We start from the raw sequence: 19,252 nt of genomic DNA on the forward strand, positions 1-19,252 counted from the left end.
CCCGGCAAAGCGGTCCCCCGGTAACGATTGGGCATCGCAGGGGAAACTTTCGCTTTACCGGTTCACATGCTCCTGCCATAGTGCCGACATCCCACATCGACCTGAGCCGTAACCCTGAAGGAGTTGGGCACATGGGGAAGACGAAGTCGCTCACGGGCGTGCTTCTCACCGCCGCGATGCTGGCCGTGGCGGGATGCAGTGGCGGGGGTGCGGCGTCGGGAGAGACCGCGGCGGCGCCCGCCGACCCGAACGAGGTCTCCGGGGAGATCAAGGTCCTCACCCATCGGACGGACCTCGTCCAGAACGGCGCGCTGAAGCGCTACGCGGCGGAGTTCAACAAGGTCTACCCCAAGGTGAAGGTGGAGTTCGAGGGGATCACGGACTACGAGGGGGAGGTGAAGATCCGTATGAACACCAAGGCGTACGGGGACGTGCTGATGATCCCCGCGGCGGTCTCCAAGAGTGACTACCCCAAGTTCTTCGCGCCCCTCGGGCCGACCGCCGAACTCGCCGCGAAGTACCGTTTCAGCGACAAGACCGAGGTGGCCGGCAAGGTCTATGGCATCGCCCAGTTCGGCACGGCCAACGGCTTCGTCTACAACAAGGCGGTCTGGAAGAAGGCCGGGATCACCCAGTGGCCCAGGACCCCGCAGGAGTTCCTCGCGGCCCTGAAGGCGATCGAGGGCAGGACCGACGCCGTCCCGTACTACACGAACTTCAAGGACGGCTGGCCGCTGGTCCAGTGGACCTCCAACGTGGGGTCGGTGACCTGCGACGCGAAGGCCACCGACGAACTCGCTGGCCCGGTGTCGCCCTGGAAGGCCGGGGGCGAGCTGCACACGATCGACACGCTGGTCCATGACATCGTGAAGCAGGGGCTCATCGAGAAGGACCCGACCACCACGAACTGGGAGCGGTCCAAGGCGATGCTCGCCGGGGGCGAGATCGCCACGATGATGCTGGGCTCCTGGTCGATCACGCAGATGCAGGGTGCGGCGAAGGAGGCCGGAGGCTCCCCGGCGGACATCGGCTTCATGCCCTTCCCCGCCCAGAAGGACGGCAAGTTCTGCGCCACCCTGGTCTCCGACTACCAGCAGGCCGTCAGCGCCCACTCCGGGAACAAGCCGGCCGCCCGCGCGTGGATCGACTGGTTCACCGACAAGTCCGGCTACTCGGAGCGCGAGGGCGCGGTGCCCGCGGTGAAGTCCGCTCCCATGCCGGCGACGCTCAAGGACTTCGCTGACAACGATGTCAGCTTCGTGGAGCGCTCGGAGGCCCGGACGGCCCTCGTCAACGACATCGACAACGCCGCCGAGATCGGCCTGAACAAGCCCGACTACCGGCAGAAGCTCATCGACACCGCGCGCGGAGCACAGGACGGCAGCCTCCAGAACTTCTTCGCCGACCTGAACAAGAGGTGGGACGAGGCGGCGAGGACCGCCGGTTCCTGACACCGGCGGAGCGGGCCCCGGCCGCCGTACGGCGCCGGCCGGGGCCCCGGCTCCCGCAGCCGCGGACACGAAAGGCCGACATGACCGACACACCTCTGCCCTCCTCCCGGACCACCCCCGCCGTGGCGGCCGCCACACCGTCCACCGTCCGGGCCGGGAAGCGCTCGAACGGATCGAGCGGATCGAGCGGATCGAGCGGATCGAGCGGATCGAGCGGAACGGGCCGGACGACCGGGAAGAGCGCACGGGCACGTTCCTGGCGTGACTCCCCGCTCCGGCGCGCCACCCCGTGGTTCTTCCTGGCGGCGCCGCTGGCACTGCTGATCACGTTCACCTATGTGCCCGTGGTGAGCATGATCATCTACAGCTTCACCGACTGGGACGGGGTGAGTCCCGACCGCGAGTTCACGGGGGTGGACAACTACGTCCAGATCTTCACCCGCCCGGAACTCTTCCGGGTCTTCTTCGTCAGCGGCTACTACCTCGCCGCGTCCGTCCTACAGATCGGCGTCGCCCTCTACTTCGCCACGGTCCTGAGCTTCAACCTCAGGTTCCGCAACTTCTTCAAGGGAGTTCTCTTCTTCCCCTACCTGATCAACGGGGTCGCGATCGGCTTCGTCTTCCTCTACTTCTTCCAGGACGGCGGAACGCTCGACTCCCTGCTCGCCTGGTTCGGCGTCAGCACCGAGCACGCCTGGCTCGGCGACCCCACCTCCGCCAACACATCCCTGGCGGGTGTGTCGGTCTGGCGCTTCACAGGGCTGAACTTCGTCCTCTTCCTCGGCGCCATCCAGTCCGTTCCCGGCGAACTGTACGAGGCGGCCCAGATGGACGGAGCCGGCAAGTGGCAGCAGTTCCGCCACATCATCGCTCCGAGCATCAAGCCCGTGCTCAGCCTCAGCGTCATCCTGGCGATCTCCGGCTCCCTGTCCGTGTTCGAGATCCCCTACATCATGACCGGCGGCGCGACCGGCACGTCGACCTTCGTCATCCAGACGGTCAAGCTCGCCTTCCAGTTCAACAAGACCGGCCTGGCCTCGGCCGCGGCCGTGGTGCTGCTCGCGATCATCCTGCTGATCACCTGGGTCCAGCGCAGGCTGGTGCCCGACGACAAGGTGGACCTCGTATGACCCCCGGTATGACCCCCGCCGTGACAGCGCGCCGACGGCTGCCGATCGGGACCGCGCTCACCTACCTGTCCCTGATCGCCGCGGCCCTGGTCGTCCTGCTGCCGCTGCTCGTCGTCTTCCTCACGTCGCTCAAGACATCGGACGAGGTCGCGAAGGGAGGAGCGCTCTCTCTGCCGCGCGACTGGCTGAACTTCGCGAACTACGCCACGGCGTTCACCGACGGCCACATGCTCGCGGCGTTCGGCAACACCGCCTTCATCCTCGTCTTCTCGGTCGGCGGCACCGTGATCATCGGCTCGATGACGGCCTACGCGGTCGACCGCTTCGACTTCAGGGCGAAGAAGCCGGTCATGGCGCTCTTCCTCGTCGCCACGCTCGTACCGGGCGTCACCACCCAGGTCGCGACCTTCCAGGTCGTCAACGGCTTCGGCCTGGTGGACACCCACTGGGCGCCGATCCTGCTCTACATGGGCACGGACATCGTCTCGGTGTACGTCTTCCTCCAGTTCATCCGCTCCATCCCGCACTCGCTGGACGAGGCCGCCCGCCTCGACGGGGCCAACGCGTTCACGATCTACCGGAAGATCATTTTCCCGCTGCTCAAGCCGGCGATCGCCACCGTCGTCATCATCAAGGGGATCACCACCTACAACGACTTCTACATCCCCTTCCTTTATCTGCACTCGGAGGACCTCGGGACCATCTCGACCTCGCTGTTCCGCTTCAAGGGGCCCTTCGGCGCGCACTGGGAGGCCATCTCGGCGGGCGCGATCCTGGTCATCCTGCCGACGCTCGTCGTGTTCCTGCTGCTCCAGCGGTGGATCTACAACGGCTTCGCGCAGGGAGCCACGAAGTAGCGGTCAGGACCGCCGTCCGCGGGGCGGGCCCGTGCCGAGGGGGCGGCACAGGGGGAGCGGCCCTCGGATCGGGGAGGGGCTCAGGCCGAGGGGGCGGAGGTGCTTCCGCGCGGTACGAACCGGGCGCACTCCTCCTCCACGTTCCCGACCTCCTCGTCCGCGACGAGGGCGAGCAGCGTCCGTGCCGCGCTGGCCCCGTACGCCGGGATGTCGCGGGCGAGGGCGGACAGCGCGGGCCTGACGACCTGGGTGAGCTGCGACTCGTCCCAGGCCACGACGGACAGGTCGCGGGGGATCGAGAGCCCGATCTCCTGGGCCACGGAGAGCGCGGCCACCGCCATGATGTCGTTGTCGAAGATCATCGCGGTGGGGCGCTCCGCCGCGATGAGCAACCGGCGGGCGGCGCGGGCCCCTTCGTCCCCCGTGTAGTCCGTGTGGACGATCTCGGGCGCGGGCAGCCCCGCCTCCGCGCAGACCTCACGGAAGGCGGCGTCCCGGACGGCGGTGTGCGCGAACCCTTCCGGACCGGCCACCCGCGCGATGCGCCGGTGGCCGATCGCCACCAGGTACCGCACCGCCTCCTGGACGCTCTTCGCGTCGTCCGACCACACCGCGGGCAGCGAACCCGCGGTGTGCGGCGGCCCGATGACCACGGCGGGCAGCCCGAGGGCCTCGATCGCCGGCACGCGCGGATCGTCGGTGTGCAGATCGACCAGGAACACGCCGTCCACCCGCCGCTCACCCCACCAGCGCCGGTAGATCTCCGTCTCGCGCTCCTCGCTGTCGACCATCTGCAGCATCAACGCGTACGCGCGGTCGGACAGGACGCTCTCGATCCCGCTGATGAACTCCATGAAGAACGGCTCGGTACCGAGGGCGGAAGCGGGCCGCCGCACGACGAGGCCGACCGCCTGGGCGCGGGCACCGCTGAGGGCCCGCGCGGCACTGCTGGGACGCCAGCCGAGCTCCTCCGCGATCGCCTTGATCGACGCGCGGGTCGAATCGGAGACCCCCGGCTGGTCGTTGAGGGCATAGGAGACGGCCACCTTGGACACCCCGGCGCGGAGCGCGATGTCCGCAATAGTCGGCCGCTTCACGCGTACTCCCACTCTGCACAGTCCTCCCGTCACGGCACCCTACCCGCAACGGCACGGGACCCGTCGGACACGGTTCCGGGCGCCCCGGCACCCGGCGGGGCACCGGGGCGCCCGGGAGACTCGCACCGGCGCGGCTCCCGCCCCGGTGTGGCGGGAGCCGCGTGGCTGGTCACCGGAGCGCCGGTCCGCGTGCGCGATCCTGGGCCGCCCGGCCGTGCGAAGCCACCGGCAGGGGGTTCCGGCACGGTCGGGCGGGGCGGGACGCCCCGCGGGTCGTCCCGCCCCGTCGGTCAGGAGGCCGGGACCTCGTCGACGAAGGTGGTGCCGGCGGCGCGGAGGGCGGCGAGCTTCGCGGTGACCTGGGCGGGGCTGAGGACCTGGTCCTTGACGTGCAGGACGTAGTCGACCTGCTGGTCGTACGCGCGCGGGGTGGTCGACGTCTGGCCGTTGAGGTCGATCAGCCACTGGTTGAAGTTGATGGACATGGGCCGTTCGGGCAGGTAGGCCGCGTCGTGGACGCCGAAGAGGGCGCCGTCGACGTAGTAGGTGATCCTGCTGTTGTCGATGGTGACGACCAGGTCGTGCCAGCCGGCGAAGCTCGTGCGGCTCTCGCTGTGCTGGTTGACCGCCTGCCAGGGGTCGGGGTTGTAGGTCTCCCAGGAGGTCGTGTAGAGGATGTTGGCCGGCTCGCCCCAGCCGCCGTTGGGCAGGTACTCGAAGTCGTACTCGGCGTAGTCGTCGGCCATCGGGGCCTTGAGGTCGTTGATGGTGAAGAAGGTCTGCACGACGCGGTCGCCGTCGGGGCCGTACTTCGGCGCGTCGGAGAACTTCACCCGGGCCGCGTAGGTGCCGTTCTTGAACTTGGTGGCCTTGGTGAGGACCTCGGTGTGGGTGGTGGTGGCTCCGGTGCCGGCGCTGGAGGTCTCCAGGTTCATCACCGTGTTGCCGCTCTGGGTGAGGAAGGTGACCTTGGAGGGGTCCCAGGTGGCGCCGGGGACGCCTGGGCCACCGGGGTTGGCGCGGACGCTCCAGCCGTGGGCGGCGAGGGCGGGGTCGGTGTGCGAGGTGTAGGAGAAGTCGTCGAAGAGGGTGGCACCGCCGCCGGGGGGCGGGGTGGTGGGCGGTTCGGTCGGCTCGTTCCCGGCGGGGGCGGTGCCCCACACGTGCGCGCCGGAGATCCGCGCGGTGACCTGGGCCCAGTCGGCGTACATGGTCCGGGCGCCGTTGAAGGAGTAGTCGTCGCTCTGGTTGAGGGTCTGCCAGTTGGACTGGTGGAAGCGCAGCTGCATGTCGCCGGTGTCGGCGCCGGGGGCGAGGGAGCCGGCCGCCGGGGTGAAGCCGATCTCCAGGTAGCGGTCGGCCGTCGCGGTGGCGTTCGGGAGGGTGCCGAAGGTGCCGGTGACGACCGAGCAGCCCTTGACCGCCCAGGAGCAGGCGAAGCGGTAGGCGGCGGTGGGGGAGTCGGCCTTGAAGTAGTAGCGGATCTTGACCTGGCTGAGCTGCACGGTGGTGGTGCCCGTGTTGCGCACCTTGAGCCAGGGCTCGCTCTGGTCGGCGGTGGCGCCGCTCGCGCTGGTGCGGTACTGGACGGCCAGGCCGTCGCCGGGGGCGGCGGACGCGGTGGTGACGGGCAGGGTCGCCAGGGCCGCGCTGCCGACGAGGGCGGCCAGTGCGAGGGCCGCCCGGGTGCTGCGGCGGGTGGTACGGCTGCTCATCCGACGGTTCCTTTCGTTCGCTCCCGCCGGGCGGCGGGAGGGCTCGTGGGGGTGTGCGGGGCGGTGCCGCGACCGGTTCACGCGGGGGCGTGCGCCGTCGGGGCCGGGAGGGTGTCGTGCGGTACGCCGAGCGCGGTCAGCCGCGCGCGGTGCCCGTCCAGCCGGCCGGTGAAGTCCGGCCAGTCGGCGGTGGGGTTCCACGCCCGCTCGGCGAGGGCGCACAGGCGGGGGAAGGTGAGGTACTCGATGTGTGCGGGGGTGGGGACGAACTCGGTCCACAGCTGCCCCTGCACGCCGAGGACCTTCTCGGCGAGTCCCGCTTCGCCCGGCGGCGGCAGGAGGCCGACCCCGTACACGGTGCGCAGGTCGGTGATGTGGCCCGGCTGGGCTGGCGGTTCGCCGGGGCCCGGGTCGCGGGCGTAGTCGAAGTAGGTGCGGCGGTGGTCGGCGTGGATGACGTCGTGTCCCCGGCGGGCCGCCGCCCAGGCGTGCTTTGGCGTGCGCCAGCTCATCACCGTGCAGGCCGGGGGCAGCGCGGTGCCGTCCTCGGCCCAGGCGACCGGCCGGCGGCCCGCCCTCACGACGTGGTCGGCCATCGTGCCTATGAACCAGCCGTGCAGGGCGCGCGGGCCGGGCAGCCCTTCGCGCGCGGCGCGGGCGAGGGCCGCCGGGCTGGTCTCCCACTCCTGCGTGGGGACCTCGTCGCCGCCGAGGTGGACGTACGGGGAGGGGAAGACGTCCATCGTCTCGTCCAGGACGGTGCGGAAGAAGTCCAGGACGTGGTCGCCGACGCCGAGGACGTTGGCGCAGACGCCCCAGTGGGTCCACACGTCGAGCGGACGGTCGGGGTGGTTGCCCAGTTCGGGATGGGCCGCGAGGGCGGACCGCACGTGTCCCGGCACGCCGATCTCCGGTACGACGGTGACGCCACGGGCGGCCGCGTGGGCGACGAGGCCGGCGAGTTCGGCACGGGTGTAGGAGCCGCCGTGCGGGCGACCGTCGAAGCGGGTGCTTCCGGCGGGGCCGACCATCGACTGCGTCCTCCGGCCGCCGATCTCGGTGAGCCGGGGGTACGCGGCCACCGGCATCCGCCAGCCCTGGTCGTCGGTGAGGTGGAGCTGCAGCACGTTGAGCTTGTGCAGGGCGAGGAGGTCGACGAAGCGGTGGAGGTACGACACCGGCTGGAAGTGGCGGGCGACGTCGAGCAGCATGCCGCGCCACGGGTGGGCGGGCACGTCGGTGATCTCCACGCCGGGCAGTTCGACCTCCGTGCCGGACCGGCCGGTGAGGGCCTGGTACGGCAGGAGCTGGCGCAGCGTCTGGACGCCGCGGAGCAGCCCGGCGGGGCGGGCGGCGCGCAGGAGCACGCCGTGTTCGGAGACGGTCAGTCCGTACCCCTCCTCGGAGAGGCCGGTGAGGGCGGGGTCGAGGGCGAGGGAGAAGACGCCGTCGTCGGCGTGTTCCAGGCGCAGACCGGTGGCGGGCCGGAGGTACGTGCGCAGGAGGTCGGCGGCCTGTTCGGCACCGGCGGTGACGCGCAGCCGGGTGCTGGCGTCGAGGCGGAACCGGCCGGGGCGCGAGGAGAGGCGGCGGGGCCGGGGGACGAGGGCGAGGTCGGGGCGCGGGGGTGCGGGGCGGGGCAGGTCCACGGGGCTTGGTCTCCGGTGTTCTGCGCGGGTGTCCGGCGCGGGAGGGCGGGTGGGGGGCGGTCAGCCCTTGACTCCGCCCGCGGTGAGTCCTGAGGTCACATGGCGCTGCAGGGCGAGGAAGACGACGAGCGCGGGCAGCGCGAAGAGGGTGGAGGCGGCCATGGTGGCGCCCCAGTCGGTGCCGAAGGTCGTCTGGAAGGAGGAGAGCCAGACCGGCAGGGTGCGGCTGTCCTGCTGTTTGATGATGAGGAAGTTGGCGTAGGTGAATTCGTTCCAGGCGGTGATGAAGCCGAAGAGCGAGGTGGCCATGAGGCCGGGGGCCAGCAGCGGGAAGGCGATCCGGCGGAAGGCGCCGACCCGGGTGCAGCCGTCGACCTGCGCCGCCTCCTCCAGTTCGGGCGGGATGCCGGCGATGAAGCCGCGGAGGACGACCACCGTGAACGGCAGGGTGATCATGAAGTAGACGAGGGTGAGCGTCGGCAGCCGGTCGAGCATGCCGGTGTCGCGGGAGATGATGTAGATCGGGATGACCAGGGACTCCCAGGGCGCCATCTGGGCGATGAACACCGCCAGCACGAACTGGCGGCGGCCGCGCCAGCGCAGCCGGGCGACGGCGTACGCGGCACCGAGCGCGACGACCAGGGCGAGGACCACGGCGCCGAGGGTGACCAGCACGCTGTTGCGCCAGAAGAGGGCGAAGCCGTCGGCCTGGACCGCCGTGCGGAAGTGCTCGAAGGTCCACTCCTCCGGGATCAGACGGGGTTCGTACGACTGGATGTCGCGGGACGGCTTGAAGGCGGTCGCGACCATCCAGTACACGGGGAAGAGGCAGATCACGACGGTCAGGGCGGCGGCCGCGTGAAGCGGAAGCCAGCGGAGCGTGCGCCTCGGGCTCACAGGTGCTCCCCTTCCTGGCGGAACAGTTGGCGGAAGTAGAGGACGAGGACGCCGCTCATGAGCAGGACGGTGACCATGGACGCGGCCGATCCGAGGTCGTAGCGCTGGTGGGCGAGGGCGGTCTGCACGGCGTACACCGGCAGGATCGTCGTCGCGTCGCCCGGTCCGCCGCGGGTCATGACCCAGATCTGGACGAACGCCTTGAAGGTCCAGATCACCTCCAGGGAGAGGACGAGCATGAAGATCGGCCGCACGAGGGGGAAGGTCACCGAGCGGAAGATCCGCAGGGCGTCGGCGCCGTCGAGGCGGGCGGACTCGTACAGCTCTCCTGGGACGGTGGTGAGGGCCGAGTAGAGGGTGACGGCGGCGAACGGCACGGACTGCCACACGATGAGGAGGACGAGGATCGCGAAGGCGGCGCGGCCGTCGGCGAGCCAGGTGTAGCCCTCGAAGGAGTCGAAGCCGAGGTCGGTGAGGGTGGCGTTGACGATGCCGAACTCGGAGTGGAACAGCCACTGGAAGACGGTGGTGGCCGCCACGACGGGCACCGCCCACACCAGGACCAGGGAGCTGAGGACCACGGCCCGGCCGGCTCTGCCGAGCCGTTCGGTCATCAGGGCGACGAGGGTCGCGAGGACCATGATGGCGACGACGTTGACGGCCATGAAGAGGAACGTGCGGCGGACGACCTCCCAGAACGTCGGGTCGGCCAGCAGGGCTTCGTAGTTGCGCAGCCCCACGAACTCGGCGTCGCCCCTGATCAGTTCGCGCAGCCGGAAGTCCTGGAAGGAGATGAGCAGGGCCCGGCCGAACGGGTAGAGCAGGAGGTAGAGCATGCCCAGGACCGCCGGTGCGATCAGCAGGTACGGGCCGAGGGCGAGCGGGCGTCCGCGGGGCGGTCGCCGGGGTGAACTGGCGGCCATCGGTCAGGAACCGCTGTTGAGCGTGGTGGTGAGGGACTCGGAGGCCTTGGTGGACTCGGCCTTCGCGTCACGGCCGGTGAGCACGGCCGTCATGTAGTCCTTGATGGGGTTCTTCGCCTCGACCGCGGCCCACTGGGGGGTGTTGGGGGTGGCATGTCCGTTGGCAGCGCCGACCGCCATGGCCGCGGCGCCGGGGTCGGAGGCGACGGCGCCGGCGAGGGTGGTCCTGTTGGGGACGTAGCTCATCGCGAGGGCGAGCTTCGTCTGCCAGGCCTCGCCGGTGAGCTCCTTGATGAAGGTGTACGCCTCCCGCTGGTGCGGGGCGACGGCGGGTACGACGAGGTCGGAGCCTCCGGTGAAGACGGCGCCCGGGGTGTCGGCGGTCTTGCCGGGGATGGGGAAGAAGCCCAGCTTGCCCTTGAGGCCGGGGTTCTTCTGCTCGATGACGTCGGCGCTGCCGGGGGTGGCGATGACCTGGGCCACCTGCCCCTCGGCCACGACGTCCGCCTGGAGGGGGCGGGACTCGTCGGAGTCCTTGGGGCCCTTCCCGAGCGCCTGGAGCCGCTGGTAGAACTCCATGGCCCTGAGCGCTTCGGGGGTGTCCAGGCCACCCTTCCACCTGCCGTCCTCCTGGACGGCGAGGTCGCCGCCCTCGTCCCAGACGAACCCGGCGAGGGCGAACCAGTTCTGGCCGGGTAGGTAGATGCCCTGGACGCCGTCCTTGTTCAGCTTCTCGGTGGCGGCGAGCCACTGGTCGCGCGTCTTGATCCGGGTGGCGTCGACGCCGGCCTTCCGGAAGAGATCGGTGCGGTAGACGACGACCCGGTTGGCGGCGTAGTACGGGATGCCGTACTGCCTGCCCTCCCAGGCGCCGGGTTCGGCGAGGCCCTCCAGCCAGGTGTCGCCGCCGAGTTCGGCGACCTTGTCGGTGAAGTCGGTGAGCCCGCCGCTCTGGGCGTACTGGGCGACCTGGGTGTTGCCGACCTCGATGACGTCGGGAGCGTCGTTGCTGGCGAGGGCGGCGGTGACCTTCTCGCCGATGCCCTCCCACTCCTGGATCTGAATCCTGACGTCGATCCCCGGGTGCGCCTTCTCGAAGCCGGCCTCGAACTCCTTCTGGAAGCCATCCGAGACACTGTCGCGCATCAGCCAGACGTCGAGGACGGTCGGTCCTGCGGCGTCCTGCCCGTCGCCGGAGGAGGAACAGGCGACGAGTCCGGTGCTCAGCAGCATGGCGCCGAGCAGGGTGAGGGGGCGGCGGTGCTTCACGGTTCACCTCTGGGACCTGGGAACGGAGGGAAACCCGAGCTGACCACTTATCCGTCAGGGGTTTACCAGTTGGCGCGAGACGAAGGTGGCATGGACCAATGGCGTCGTCAACCCCCGCAGCAATGAGGGTTTTTGGGGGTTGAGGGGGCGGAGGCGCTCGATGGGGCTCACCTCCACCTCTCTGCCTTCTATTACCAGTTGACCAGTTGTGGTTGACCAGCGGGCTATGGTGGAGCGGCAGGTTTCCCGACGACGAACGAGAGTCCCTATGGAGATCGACGCGGCAGCCTCCGGCGCGATGCTCAAACGCGAGCGGGTCCGTGACGCGATCCTCGAACTCATCGAGGCACGGCGCCCCGGTGACGCCATCCCGTCCGAACGCGCCCTGTGCGCCAGCCTCGGCGTGTCCCGCCCCACGCTGCGCGCGGCCGTCGACGAGCTGGTCGTCGCCGGACTCCTGGTCCGTGAGCACGGCCGGGGCATGTTCGTGGCCGCGGAGAAGATCACCCAGGAGCTGATCTCCGACCAGAACTCCTTCAGCCTCCCGCGGGCCGGCGGGGTGTGGACGAGCAGGCTGCTGGAGTTCAGCACCCTCCCGGCCGGCGCGCGGGTCAGCCGCAAGCTCCGTGTCTCGCCCGCCGCCGAGATCCTGTACGCGGCCCGCCTCCGCCTCGTGGACGGCTCCCCCATGGCCATCGAGCACCTGCACGTCCGGGCCGACCTCGTACCCGGCCTGACCAGCGAGGAACTTGAGCAGGGCGACCTGTACGAGAATCTCAGGGACCGGCACGGCGTCCGGGTCAGCGAGGCCGTCCAGTCCATCGAACCCACCGTGGTCACCCGCGCCGAGGCGGATCTGCTCGACGTGCCGGAGCTCTCTCCCGCCCTCCTGTTCGAGCGGCTCACCACGGACTCCCGGGGCCGTGCGGTGGAGTACGTGCACTCCCTCTACCGCGGCGACCGCTACCGCATCGTCTCCCGCCTCACCCTCAGCGCCCGCGACGAGCAGCCCACCGCGAAGGAAGGCCACCACCCGGGCATCCCGCCCGGCGACTTCACCGGCGGCGACCCGGTCACCTTCTCCACCCGGGGTGTCGTCCAGCACAGCCCCTGACGCGTGACGGGAAGGAGCCGGGGCGCGCGGTGGGGCCGCAGGAGCGTGCCCCCTGGTTTCCCGGACGCGGGCTCACGGGAACGTCCGTCCTGACAGCGGCCGTCGACGACGAGCGCCTCGCACGCAGCCCCACGCACGCGTTCCGTGCGTTGGCCCATGCCACCCCGGGGCGGCCTGACGCGTGGCCGATCGCCACGGCACTTCGCGTGCGCCCTGCCATCAGCCCGCGGAACGGGATCGCCGTCTCCTGGACGCGGCCCGCTCGACGGGGAGGGCCGATGGCCGCGGGCACCGCCGTCCGGCTACGGGCCCGACGCCACGGCCCGGCCCCGGCGACGGCCGCTCACGTCATCGGCCCGACGGGATCCGGCCCTCAGGTTCTTGCCGGGCGGAGTCCACCCGGGCTGTGTCCTGGTGAGCGCCGGGGCCCGTCGGCGTCGGGCGGGCGCCCGTGCGGGTGGCCCCGATTCCGGCGATCACGACGCAGGCGACGCCGGCCGCGGGGGCGAGGCCGGGTATCTGTCCGAGCACCAGCAGACCGGCGAGGACCGCGATGGCCGGTTCCAGGCTCATCAGGGTGCCGAAGGCGGAGGTGGTCAGGCGGCGCAGTGCGAGGAACTCCAGGACGAAGGGCAGCACGGCGCTCAGTGCGGCCAGCCCCAGCATGGCTCCGAGCAGCTTCCACGTGACGTGCTGCAGGTCGGAGGGGGCTGCGACGAGGAGGCCGATGAGGCCGGCGACGGGCATGGAGATCGCCAGCCCGCCGAGGCCGGTCACCGAGTCGCCCACGTGCTGGGTGAGCAGGATGTACGCGGCCCAGCAGGCCGCGGCGGCCAGCGCGAAGCCCGCACCGACCGCGTCGATGCCGCCGCGCCAGGGTTCGGTCAGTGCGACGACACCGAGGGCCGCCATGGCCGTCCAGCGCTTACGACCGCGGCCCTGGCCGAAGAGGGATACGGCAAGTGGCCCGAGGAACTCCAGCGCGCTGGCGGTGCCGAGCGGCAGCCGGGTCACGGCGAGCATGAAGAACAGCATCATGCCCGCGCTGACCGCGCCCAGGACGGCACACGCCAGAAGGTCCCGGCCCGTGTGGTCCCGGAGGCGGGGCCGGACGAGGGCCAGCAGGAGGACGCCCGCCCATGCCAGCCGCAACCCCGTCGTGCCCAGCGCGCCGAGCCGGTCGAGCAGGGGCACCGAGAGTGCCAGCCCGAGCTGGACGGTGGACATGGAGCAGACGGCCATGAGGGAACCGGTGGCGGAGCCGGGCAGGCCCGGTCGACCGGCGCGGGGACGGGGGCGGAGATCCAGGGGTGTCATGGCCTCAGTACAGGCCACCGAGACCGTTCACGTCCACGTGTCGATCCTTAAGATTCCGTTCGGGAATCCCGGACAATGGCCGTATGGAGACACGACGACTGCGGATGCTGGTGGAACTCTCCCGGCTGGGGTCCATGCGGGCGGTGGCCGACATGCTGGGCACGACCACCTCGACGGTCTCGCAGCAGATCGCCGCCCTGGCGGATGACATGGGCACCGCCCTGATCGAGCCCCACGGACGCCGGGTCCGGCTGACCCCCGCAGGCCGCAGGCTCGCCGAGCACGGGGTGACGATCCTCGCCGCCGTCGAGGCGGCGCGCCATGACCTCGCCCCGGGGAGCGAGCCCAACGGCACGCTGCGCGTCGCGGGCTTCGCCACCGCGATCCGCACCCACCTGCTGCCCGTCATCACCACCCTGTCCGGCAGCCACCCCCGCCTCCATGTCCTGGTCCGCGAACACGAACCCGCCGAGGCGCTCCAGCTCCTGGCCGATGACATGGCGGACCTGGCTCTGACGTACGACTACAACCTGGCGCCCGCGACGGAGGACCCCGCGGTGCGCGCCACGGCCCTGTGGACCGCGCGCTGGGGCCTGGGCGTCCCGGTGGAGGCCGACGTCAGGGAGGGGACGACACTGGAGGTCTTCGCCCAGTGCGCCGGGCACGACTGGATCGTCAACTCCCGCAACACCGCGGACGAGACCGTCATCCGCACCCTCGCCTCCATGGCGGGCTTCACCCCGCGCATCACCCATCAGGCCGACAGCCTCGACCTCGTGCAAGGCATGATCACCGCCGGGCTCGGCGTCGGCCTGCTCCCCCTCGGGACCGTCACGTTCCCGGCCGTGCGGCTCCTCCCGCTCGACACCCCGGACGTCGAACTGCGTGCCTACGCCGTGGCCCGCCACGGCCGCCTCGACTGGCCTCCCCTCGCCCTGGTCACCGAACTCCTCCTCCAGCGGTCCGCGAGAGAGCGCCGACGTACGTCACTGGCGCCCTGACCGCTTGGCCGGCCATGCGGCCGCCGTGGGCGACCCGGGCGATACGCCGAGCTGCCGAAGAAGCCAACTGCGGCTTAATGAAAGCCAAAAGATAAGTAATGACAGAGCCCTTGACCGCCTGTGCCGTCGCGGGCATGGTTCCGGAGAGCGCTCTCCCGTCGCGTTCTCGTCTCCCCAAGGAGCCCCCACATGCCCACAGTTGGCACACCACCCGTGGCGCCACCGGCGTCACGCAGATCCGCCCGCCGAGGTGTCGTCGGCGTGGTGGTCACCGCTCTCGTGGCCGCCCTGCTCGCCTTAGCCCCCGCCCAGGAGGCCGAGGCCGCGCCCGTACTGCTGTCCCAGGGCAGGCCCGTCACGGCGTCGAGCCAGGAGCACGCCGGTACACCGGCGAGCGCGGCGGTCGACGGTGACACCGGCACCCGGTGGTCGAGCGCCTTCTCCGACCCGCAGTGGATCCGTGTCGACCTCGGTACGACGGCCACGATCAGCCAGGTCGAACTGCGCTGGGAGGCCGCGCACGCCAAGGCGTACCGCATCGAGACGTCCCGGAACGGAACGGACTGGACGACGGCCTACTCCACCACTTCTGGCACCGGCGGCATCGAGACGCTGAACGTCTCCGGGACGGCGCGCTACGTCCGGATGCTCGGCACGGCCCGCGCCACCGGATACGGCTACTCGCTCTGGGAGTTCAAGGTGTACGGCGCCACGGGCGGTGACGGCGGCCCGACCCTGCCGGGCGGCGGGGACCTCGGCCCGAACGTGCACGTCTTCGACCCGTCCACGCCCGGCATCCAGGCCAAGCTGGACGAGGTGTTCCGACAGCAGGAGTCGGCGCAGTTCGGCAGTGGCCGGCACGCCTTCCTCTTCAAGCCGGGCACGTACAACGGCCTCAACGCCCAGATCGGCTTCTACACCCAGATCGCGGGCCTCGGGCTGCGGCCCGGCGACACGACCATCAACGGTGACGTGACGGTCGACGCGGGCTGGTTCAACGGCAACGCCACCCAGAACTTCTGGCGGGCCGCGGAGAACCTCGCGCTCAACCCGGTCAGCGGCACCAACCGGTGGGCGGTCTCGCAGGCGGCGTCGTTCCGTCGCATGCACGTCAAGGGCGGGCTCAACCTCGCGCCGAACGGCTACGGCTGGGCCAGCGGCGGCTACATCGCCGACACCAAGGTCGACGGGCAGGTCGGCAACTACTCGCAGCAGCAGTGGTACACCCGTGACAGCGCGATCGGCGGTTGGTCCAACTCCGTGTGGAACCAGGTCTTCTCCGGCGTCGAGGGCGCCCCGGCGACCAGCTTCCCCGAGCCTCGCTACACCACCTTGAACACCACCCCGATCTCCCGTGAGAAGCCGTTCCTCTACCTGGACGGCAACGAGTACAAGGTCTTCGCGCCCGCCAAGCGCACCGACGCGCGCGGCACGTCCTGGGCGAGTGGCACTCCCCAGGGCGAGTCGGTACCGCTGAGCCGGTTCTACGTCGTCAAGCCGGGAACGACCGCCGCCACCATGAACGCCGCCCTTGAGCAGGGCCTGCACCTGCTGTTCACCCCGGGTGTCTACCACGTCGACCGGACCATCGACGTCAACCGGGCCAACACCATCGTGCTCGGCCTCGGCCTGGCCACGATCATCCCCGACAACGGGGTGACGGCGATGAGGGTCGCCGACGTGGACGGGGTCAGGCTCGCCGGCTTCCTGATCGACGCCGGAACGGTCAACTCCCCCACCCTGCTGGAGATCGGACCCCAGGACGCCGCCGCCGACCACGCGGCCAACCCCACCACCGTCCAGGACGTCTACATCCGGATCGGCGGCGCCGGACCCGGCAAGGCCACCACCAGCATGGTGGTCAACAGCGATGACGTGATCATCGACCACACGTGGGTGTGGCGCGCCGACCACGGCGAGGGCGTGGGCTGGGAGACCAACCGCGCCGACTACGGCGTGCGGGTCAACGGCGACGACGTGCTGGCAACCGGCCTGTTCGTCGAGCACTTCAACAAGTACGACGTCGAGTGGTACGGCGAGCGCGGCCGCACGGTCTTCTACCAGAACGAGAAGGCGTACGACGCGCCCAACCAGGCCGCCATCCAGAACGGCACCACCAAGGGGTATGCCGCCTACCGGGTGGACGACTCGGTGGACACCCATGAGGCATGGGGCCTGGGCAGCTACTGCAACTACAACGTCGACCCGAGCATCCGCCAGGACCACGGCTTCAAGACCCCGGTCAAGCCCGGGGTGAGGTTCCACAGCCTGCTGGTGGTGTCGCTCGGCGGCATGGGCCACTACAACCACGTCATCAACGAGACCGGAGCGTCCACGGTCCCCGCCGGCACCTCGACCGTGCCGTCCACCGTCGTGTCCTTCCCCTGACACCCGGTCCGCCGGCCGCCGGACGATCCGGTTGGACCGGCAGCGATGCCCCTCCGGCCCGGGTGACATCCCCGCGACCCGGCCCGGAGGGGACCGCCGCCCGATGCCCGAACCCGAACGGTTCACACCCCGCACCGCCTGAACGCCGACCGCGCCGTCCCGAGCCGGGAGCGCCGTCATGACCGTGCGCCGACGGCGCCGGGGATCCCCTGGAGAGCGCCCCCGGCCCCGCCCGGCACTCCGACCCGCCAGGAGAAGACGTGTTCAGAGCCCCCTCACCACCTGTCCCCGCCCGCCGCCGCGCCGGCGTCCCGCTGCTGGTTCTCGGCGCGCTGGTGGCGTCGACCCTCACCCTCGTCGCCCCGCCCGCCCGGGCGGCGGACACCCTGCTGTCCCAGGGCAGGCCCGCCACCGCCTCGTCCCAGGAGGGAGACGGGTACGCCGCGTCGGCGGCCTTCGACGGCAACCTCACCTCCACCCGCTGGGCCAGCCAGTGGAGCGACCCGCAGTGGGTCCAGGTCGACCTCGGGCAGCGGTCGAACCTGAGCCGTGCCGTCCTGACCTGGGAGGGCGCGTACGGCAGGAGCTATCAGATCCAGGCGTCCGACAACGGCAGCGACTGGTGGACGCTGAAGACCGTGACCGGCGGTGACGGAGGCACCGACGACCTCGCCGTCTCCGGCTCCGGCCGTTACGTCCGGATGCTGGGAACCGAACGGTCCACCGGCTACGGCTACTCCCTGTGGGAGTTCCAGGTCTACGGGAACACCGACGGAACCCCTCCGCCCGCCACCGGGGGCGCGGTGCGGGTCACCGGCTCCCAGGGGAACTGGCAGCTGACCGCAGGTGGCCAGCCGTACACCGTCAAGGGACTGACCTGGGGCCCGTCTGTCGCGGACGCCCCGAAGTACATGCCCGACGTGAAGTCCATGGGCGCCAACACCATCCGCACCTGGGGAACGGACGGCTCAACCAAGCCGCTGCTGGACTCGGCGGCCGCCCACGGGATCCGCGTGATCAACGGCTTCTGGCTCCAGCCGGGCGGTGGCCCCGGCAGCGGCGGCTGCGTGAACTACGTGACCGACACGACGTACAAGAACACCATGCTGACCGAGTTCGCGAGGTGGGTGGAGACCTACAAGTCGCACCCGGCCACGCTGATGTGGAACGTCGGCAACGAATCGGTGCTCGGCCTCCAGAACTGCTACAGCGGCACCGAGCTGGAGGCCCAGCGCAACGCCTACACCTCCTTCGTCAACGACGTCGCCAAGAAGATCCACTCGATCGACCCGGACCACCCGGTCACCTCGACCGACGCCTGGACCGGTGCCTGGCCCTACTACAAGCGCAACACACCCGACCTCGACCTGTACTCGATGAACTCCTACGGCGCCGTCTGCGATGTCCAGGAGGACTGGGAGGCGGGCGGCTACACCAAGCCCTACATCATCACCGAGGGCGGGCCCGCCGGTGAGTGGGAGGTGCCGGACGACGCCAACGGCGTGCCCGACGAGCCCACCGACGTGCAGAAGGCGGACGGCTACACCCAGGCGTGGAACTGCGTCACCGGCCACCGGGGCGTCGCGCTCGGCGCCACCCTCTTCCACTACGGCATCGAGCACGACTTCGGCGGTGTCTGGTTCAACCTCCTGCCCGACGGCCTGAAGAGGCTGTCGTACTACGCCGTCAAGAAGGCCTACACCGGGTCGGCCAGCGGCGACAACACGCCCCCGGTCATCACGAACATGGCCGTCGGTCCCGCCTCCTCGGCCCCGGCGGGCGGTGAGTTCAGCGTGCGCGCCGACGTGCGCGATCCCGACGGCGACCCGGTCACGTACAAGATCTTCCTCAGCGGCAACTACGCCAACGGCGACAAGCGGCTCGTCGAGGCCCGCTGGCGCTCCACCGGCAACGGCACCTTCGCCGTCACCGCACCCGGGAAGCTGGGCGTCTGGAAGGTGTACATCCGGGCCGAGGACGGCCGCGGGAACGCCGGAATCGAGACCAAGTCGGTCAGGGTCGTCACCCCGCCGGTCTCCGGGACCAACGTGGCGCTGAACAAGCCGACCACCGCCTCGTCCTTCCAGGCGTCGTACGGCGACTGCCCCTGCGAGCCCGCCAAGGCGACCGACGGCAACCCGGCCACGCGCTGGGCCAGCGACTGGAGCGACCCGCAGTGGGTCCGAGTCGACCTCGGCGCCCCCACCACCATCCGCGAGCTCCAGCTGGTGTGGGACCCGGCCTACGCCAGGTCCTACGAGGTCCAGGTCTCCGACGACGGAAGCACCTGGCGCACGGTCCACACCACGACGACCGGCGACGGCGACATCGACACCATCGACGTCGCGGCGACCGCACGGCACGTCCGTTTCCACCTGACCGCCCGCGGGACGGGCTGGGGCTACTCGCTCCACGAGTTCGGCGTCTACAGCTGACGCCCGCGC

General features: G+C 70.6%; 14 protein-coding genes. 7 read left to right on the forward strand and 7 right to left on the reverse strand.

Annotated features, from left to right (window positions below):
* Positions 1-131 precede the first annotated feature (131 nt).
* The 3 genes from J116_RS24960 to J116_RS24970 all read left to right on the forward strand — a co-directional run bounded on the left by J116_RS24960 (position 132) and on the right by J116_RS24970 (position 3,438).
* Entirely contained in the window at positions 132-1,451 is a 1,320-nt protein-coding gene (locus J116_RS24960; RefSeq protein WP_023589802.1) for an ABC transporter substrate-binding protein, read from the forward strand.
* 80 nt (positions 1,452-1,531) lie between these two features.
* Entirely contained in the window at positions 1,532-2,581 is a 1,050-nt protein-coding gene (locus J116_RS24965) for a carbohydrate ABC transporter permease (protein ID WP_028964486.1), read from the forward strand.
* Positions 2,578-3,438: a carbohydrate ABC transporter permease gene (locus tag J116_RS24970; protein ID WP_028964487.1), complete on the forward strand. Its 861-nt coding sequence runs from the start codon at positions 2,578-2,580 to the stop codon at positions 3,436-3,438. The genes J116_RS24965 and J116_RS24970 overlap by 4 nt, the downstream gene beginning before the upstream one ends.
* Positions 3,439-3,518: 80 nt before the next feature.
* Here J116_RS24970 and J116_RS24975 read toward each other — a convergent pair whose 3' ends face one another.
* From J116_RS24975 to J116_RS25000, 6 genes are all read right to left on the reverse strand, one after another.
* Positions 3,519-4,535, reverse strand: coding sequence for a LacI family DNA-binding transcriptional regulator (locus J116_RS24975; RefSeq protein ID WP_028964488.1), 1,017 nt, complete (start codon positions 4,533-4,535; stop codon positions 3,519-3,521).
* Between the two features lie 290 nt (positions 4,536-4,825).
* The gene (locus J116_RS24980; protein ID WP_023589806.1) at positions 4,826-6,250 is read right to left on the reverse strand and encodes a cellulose binding domain-containing protein; all 1,425 of its coding nucleotides are present in this window, start codon (positions 6,248-6,250) and stop codon (positions 4,826-4,828) included.
* A gap of 77 nt (positions 6,251-6,327) precedes the next feature.
* On the reverse strand, positions 6,328-7,899 hold the full coding sequence (locus tag J116_RS24985; protein ID WP_023589807.1) for a beta-N-acetylhexosaminidase: 1,572 nt from the start codon (positions 7,897-7,899) through the stop codon (positions 6,328-6,330).
* Between the two features lie 60 nt (positions 7,900-7,959).
* The gene (locus tag J116_RS24990; RefSeq protein WP_023589808.1) at positions 7,960-8,796 is read right to left on the reverse strand and encodes a carbohydrate ABC transporter permease; all 837 of its coding nucleotides are present in this window, start codon (positions 8,794-8,796) and stop codon (positions 7,960-7,962) included.
* Complete coding sequence (locus J116_RS24995) at positions 8,793-9,719, reverse strand: carbohydrate ABC transporter permease (protein ID WP_023589809.1); 927 nt, start codon at positions 9,717-9,719, stop codon at positions 8,793-8,795. The genes J116_RS24990 and J116_RS24995 overlap by 4 nt, the downstream gene beginning before the upstream one ends.
* A gap of 3 nt (positions 9,720-9,722) precedes the next feature.
* The gene (locus J116_RS25000) at positions 9,723-10,952 is read right to left on the reverse strand and encodes an extracellular solute-binding protein (protein ID WP_162850462.1); all 1,230 of its coding nucleotides are present in this window, start codon (positions 10,950-10,952) and stop codon (positions 9,723-9,725) included.
* A gap of 304 nt (positions 10,953-11,256) precedes the next feature.
* On the opposite strand from J116_RS25000, the gene J116_RS25005 reads away from it, so the two are divergent.
* A complete protein-coding gene (locus tag J116_RS25005) occupies positions 11,257-12,102 on the forward strand; it encodes a GntR family transcriptional regulator (RefSeq protein WP_023589811.1) in 846 nt (281 codons plus the stop codon).
* Between the two features lie 348 nt (positions 12,103-12,450).
* Here the strand turns inward: J116_RS25005 and J116_RS25010 are convergent, their stop codons facing one another.
* The gene (locus tag J116_RS25010) at positions 12,451-13,419 is read right to left on the reverse strand and encodes an EamA family transporter (protein WP_235617382.1); all 969 of its coding nucleotides are present in this window, start codon (positions 13,417-13,419) and stop codon (positions 12,451-12,453) included.
* Positions 13,420-13,502: 83 nt separating this feature from the next.
* Here J116_RS25010 and J116_RS25015 point away from each other — a divergent pair, with 83 nt between their 5' ends.
* The 3 genes from J116_RS25015 (at position 13,503) to J116_RS25025 (ending at position 19,243) form a co-directional block, all read left to right on the forward strand.
* Positions 13,503-14,420 carry a LysR family transcriptional regulator gene (locus tag J116_RS25015; protein ID WP_023589813.1) on the forward strand — a complete coding sequence of 306 codons (918 nt, stop codon included), beginning with the start codon at positions 13,503-13,505 and terminating at the stop codon, positions 14,418-14,420.
* Between the two features lie 189 nt (positions 14,421-14,609).
* The gene (locus J116_RS25020; protein WP_028964491.1) at positions 14,610-16,808 is read left to right on the forward strand and encodes a discoidin domain-containing protein; all 2,199 of its coding nucleotides are present in this window, start codon (positions 14,610-14,612) and stop codon (positions 16,806-16,808) included.
* Positions 16,809-17,068: 260 nt separating this feature from the next.
* Positions 17,069-19,243 (forward strand): discoidin domain-containing protein, encoded by a 2,175-nt coding sequence (locus J116_RS25025; protein ID WP_023589815.1) that lies wholly within the window; start codon positions 17,069-17,071, stop codon positions 19,241-19,243.
* The last annotated feature ends 9 nt before the right edge of the window (positions 19,244-19,252 follow it).

Origin of the sequence: Streptomyces thermolilacinus SPC6, assembly GCF_000478605.2 — a bacterium.
In the GTDB taxonomy this organism is placed as follows: Bacteria; Actinomycetota; Actinomycetes; order Streptomycetales; family Streptomycetaceae; genus Streptomyces; species Streptomyces thermolilacinus.

Bases quoted from the DNA above. Each gene is read 5' to 3' on its own strand.
- J116_RS24980 (WP_023589806.1), bottom strand. From the start codon at position 6,250: ATGAGCAGCCGTACCACCCGCCGCAGCACCCGGGCGGCCCTCGCACTG.
- J116_RS25005 (WP_023589811.1), top strand. From the start codon at position 11,257: ATGGAGATCGACGCGGCAGCCTCCGGCGCGATGCTCAAACGCGAGCGG.
- J116_RS24995 (WP_023589809.1), bottom strand. From the start codon at position 9,719: ATGGCCGCCAGTTCACCCCGGCGACCGCCCCGCGGACGCCCGCTCGCC.
- J116_RS24965 (WP_028964486.1), top strand. From the start codon at position 1,532: ATGACCGACACACCTCTGCCCTCCTCCCGGACCACCCCCGCCGTGGCG.
- J116_RS24970 (WP_028964487.1), top strand. From the start codon at position 2,578: ATGACCCCCGGTATGACCCCCGCCGTGACAGCGCGCCGACGGCTGCCG.
- J116_RS25000 (WP_162850462.1), bottom strand. From the start codon at position 10,952: ATGCTGCTGAGCACCGGACTCGTCGCCTGTTCCTCCTCCGGCGACGGG.
- J116_RS25010 (WP_235617382.1), bottom strand. From the start codon at position 13,419: ATGACACCCCTGGATCTCCGCCCCCGTCCCCGCGCCGGTCGACCGGGC.
- J116_RS24960 (WP_023589802.1), top strand. From the start codon at position 132: ATGGGGAAGACGAAGTCGCTCACGGGCGTGCTTCTCACCGCCGCGATG.
- J116_RS25020 (WP_028964491.1), top strand. From the start codon at position 14,610: ATGCCCACAGTTGGCACACCACCCGTGGCGCCACCGGCGTCACGCAGA.
- J116_RS25015 (WP_023589813.1), top strand. From the start codon at position 13,503: ATGGAGACACGACGACTGCGGATGCTGGTGGAACTCTCCCGGCTGGGG.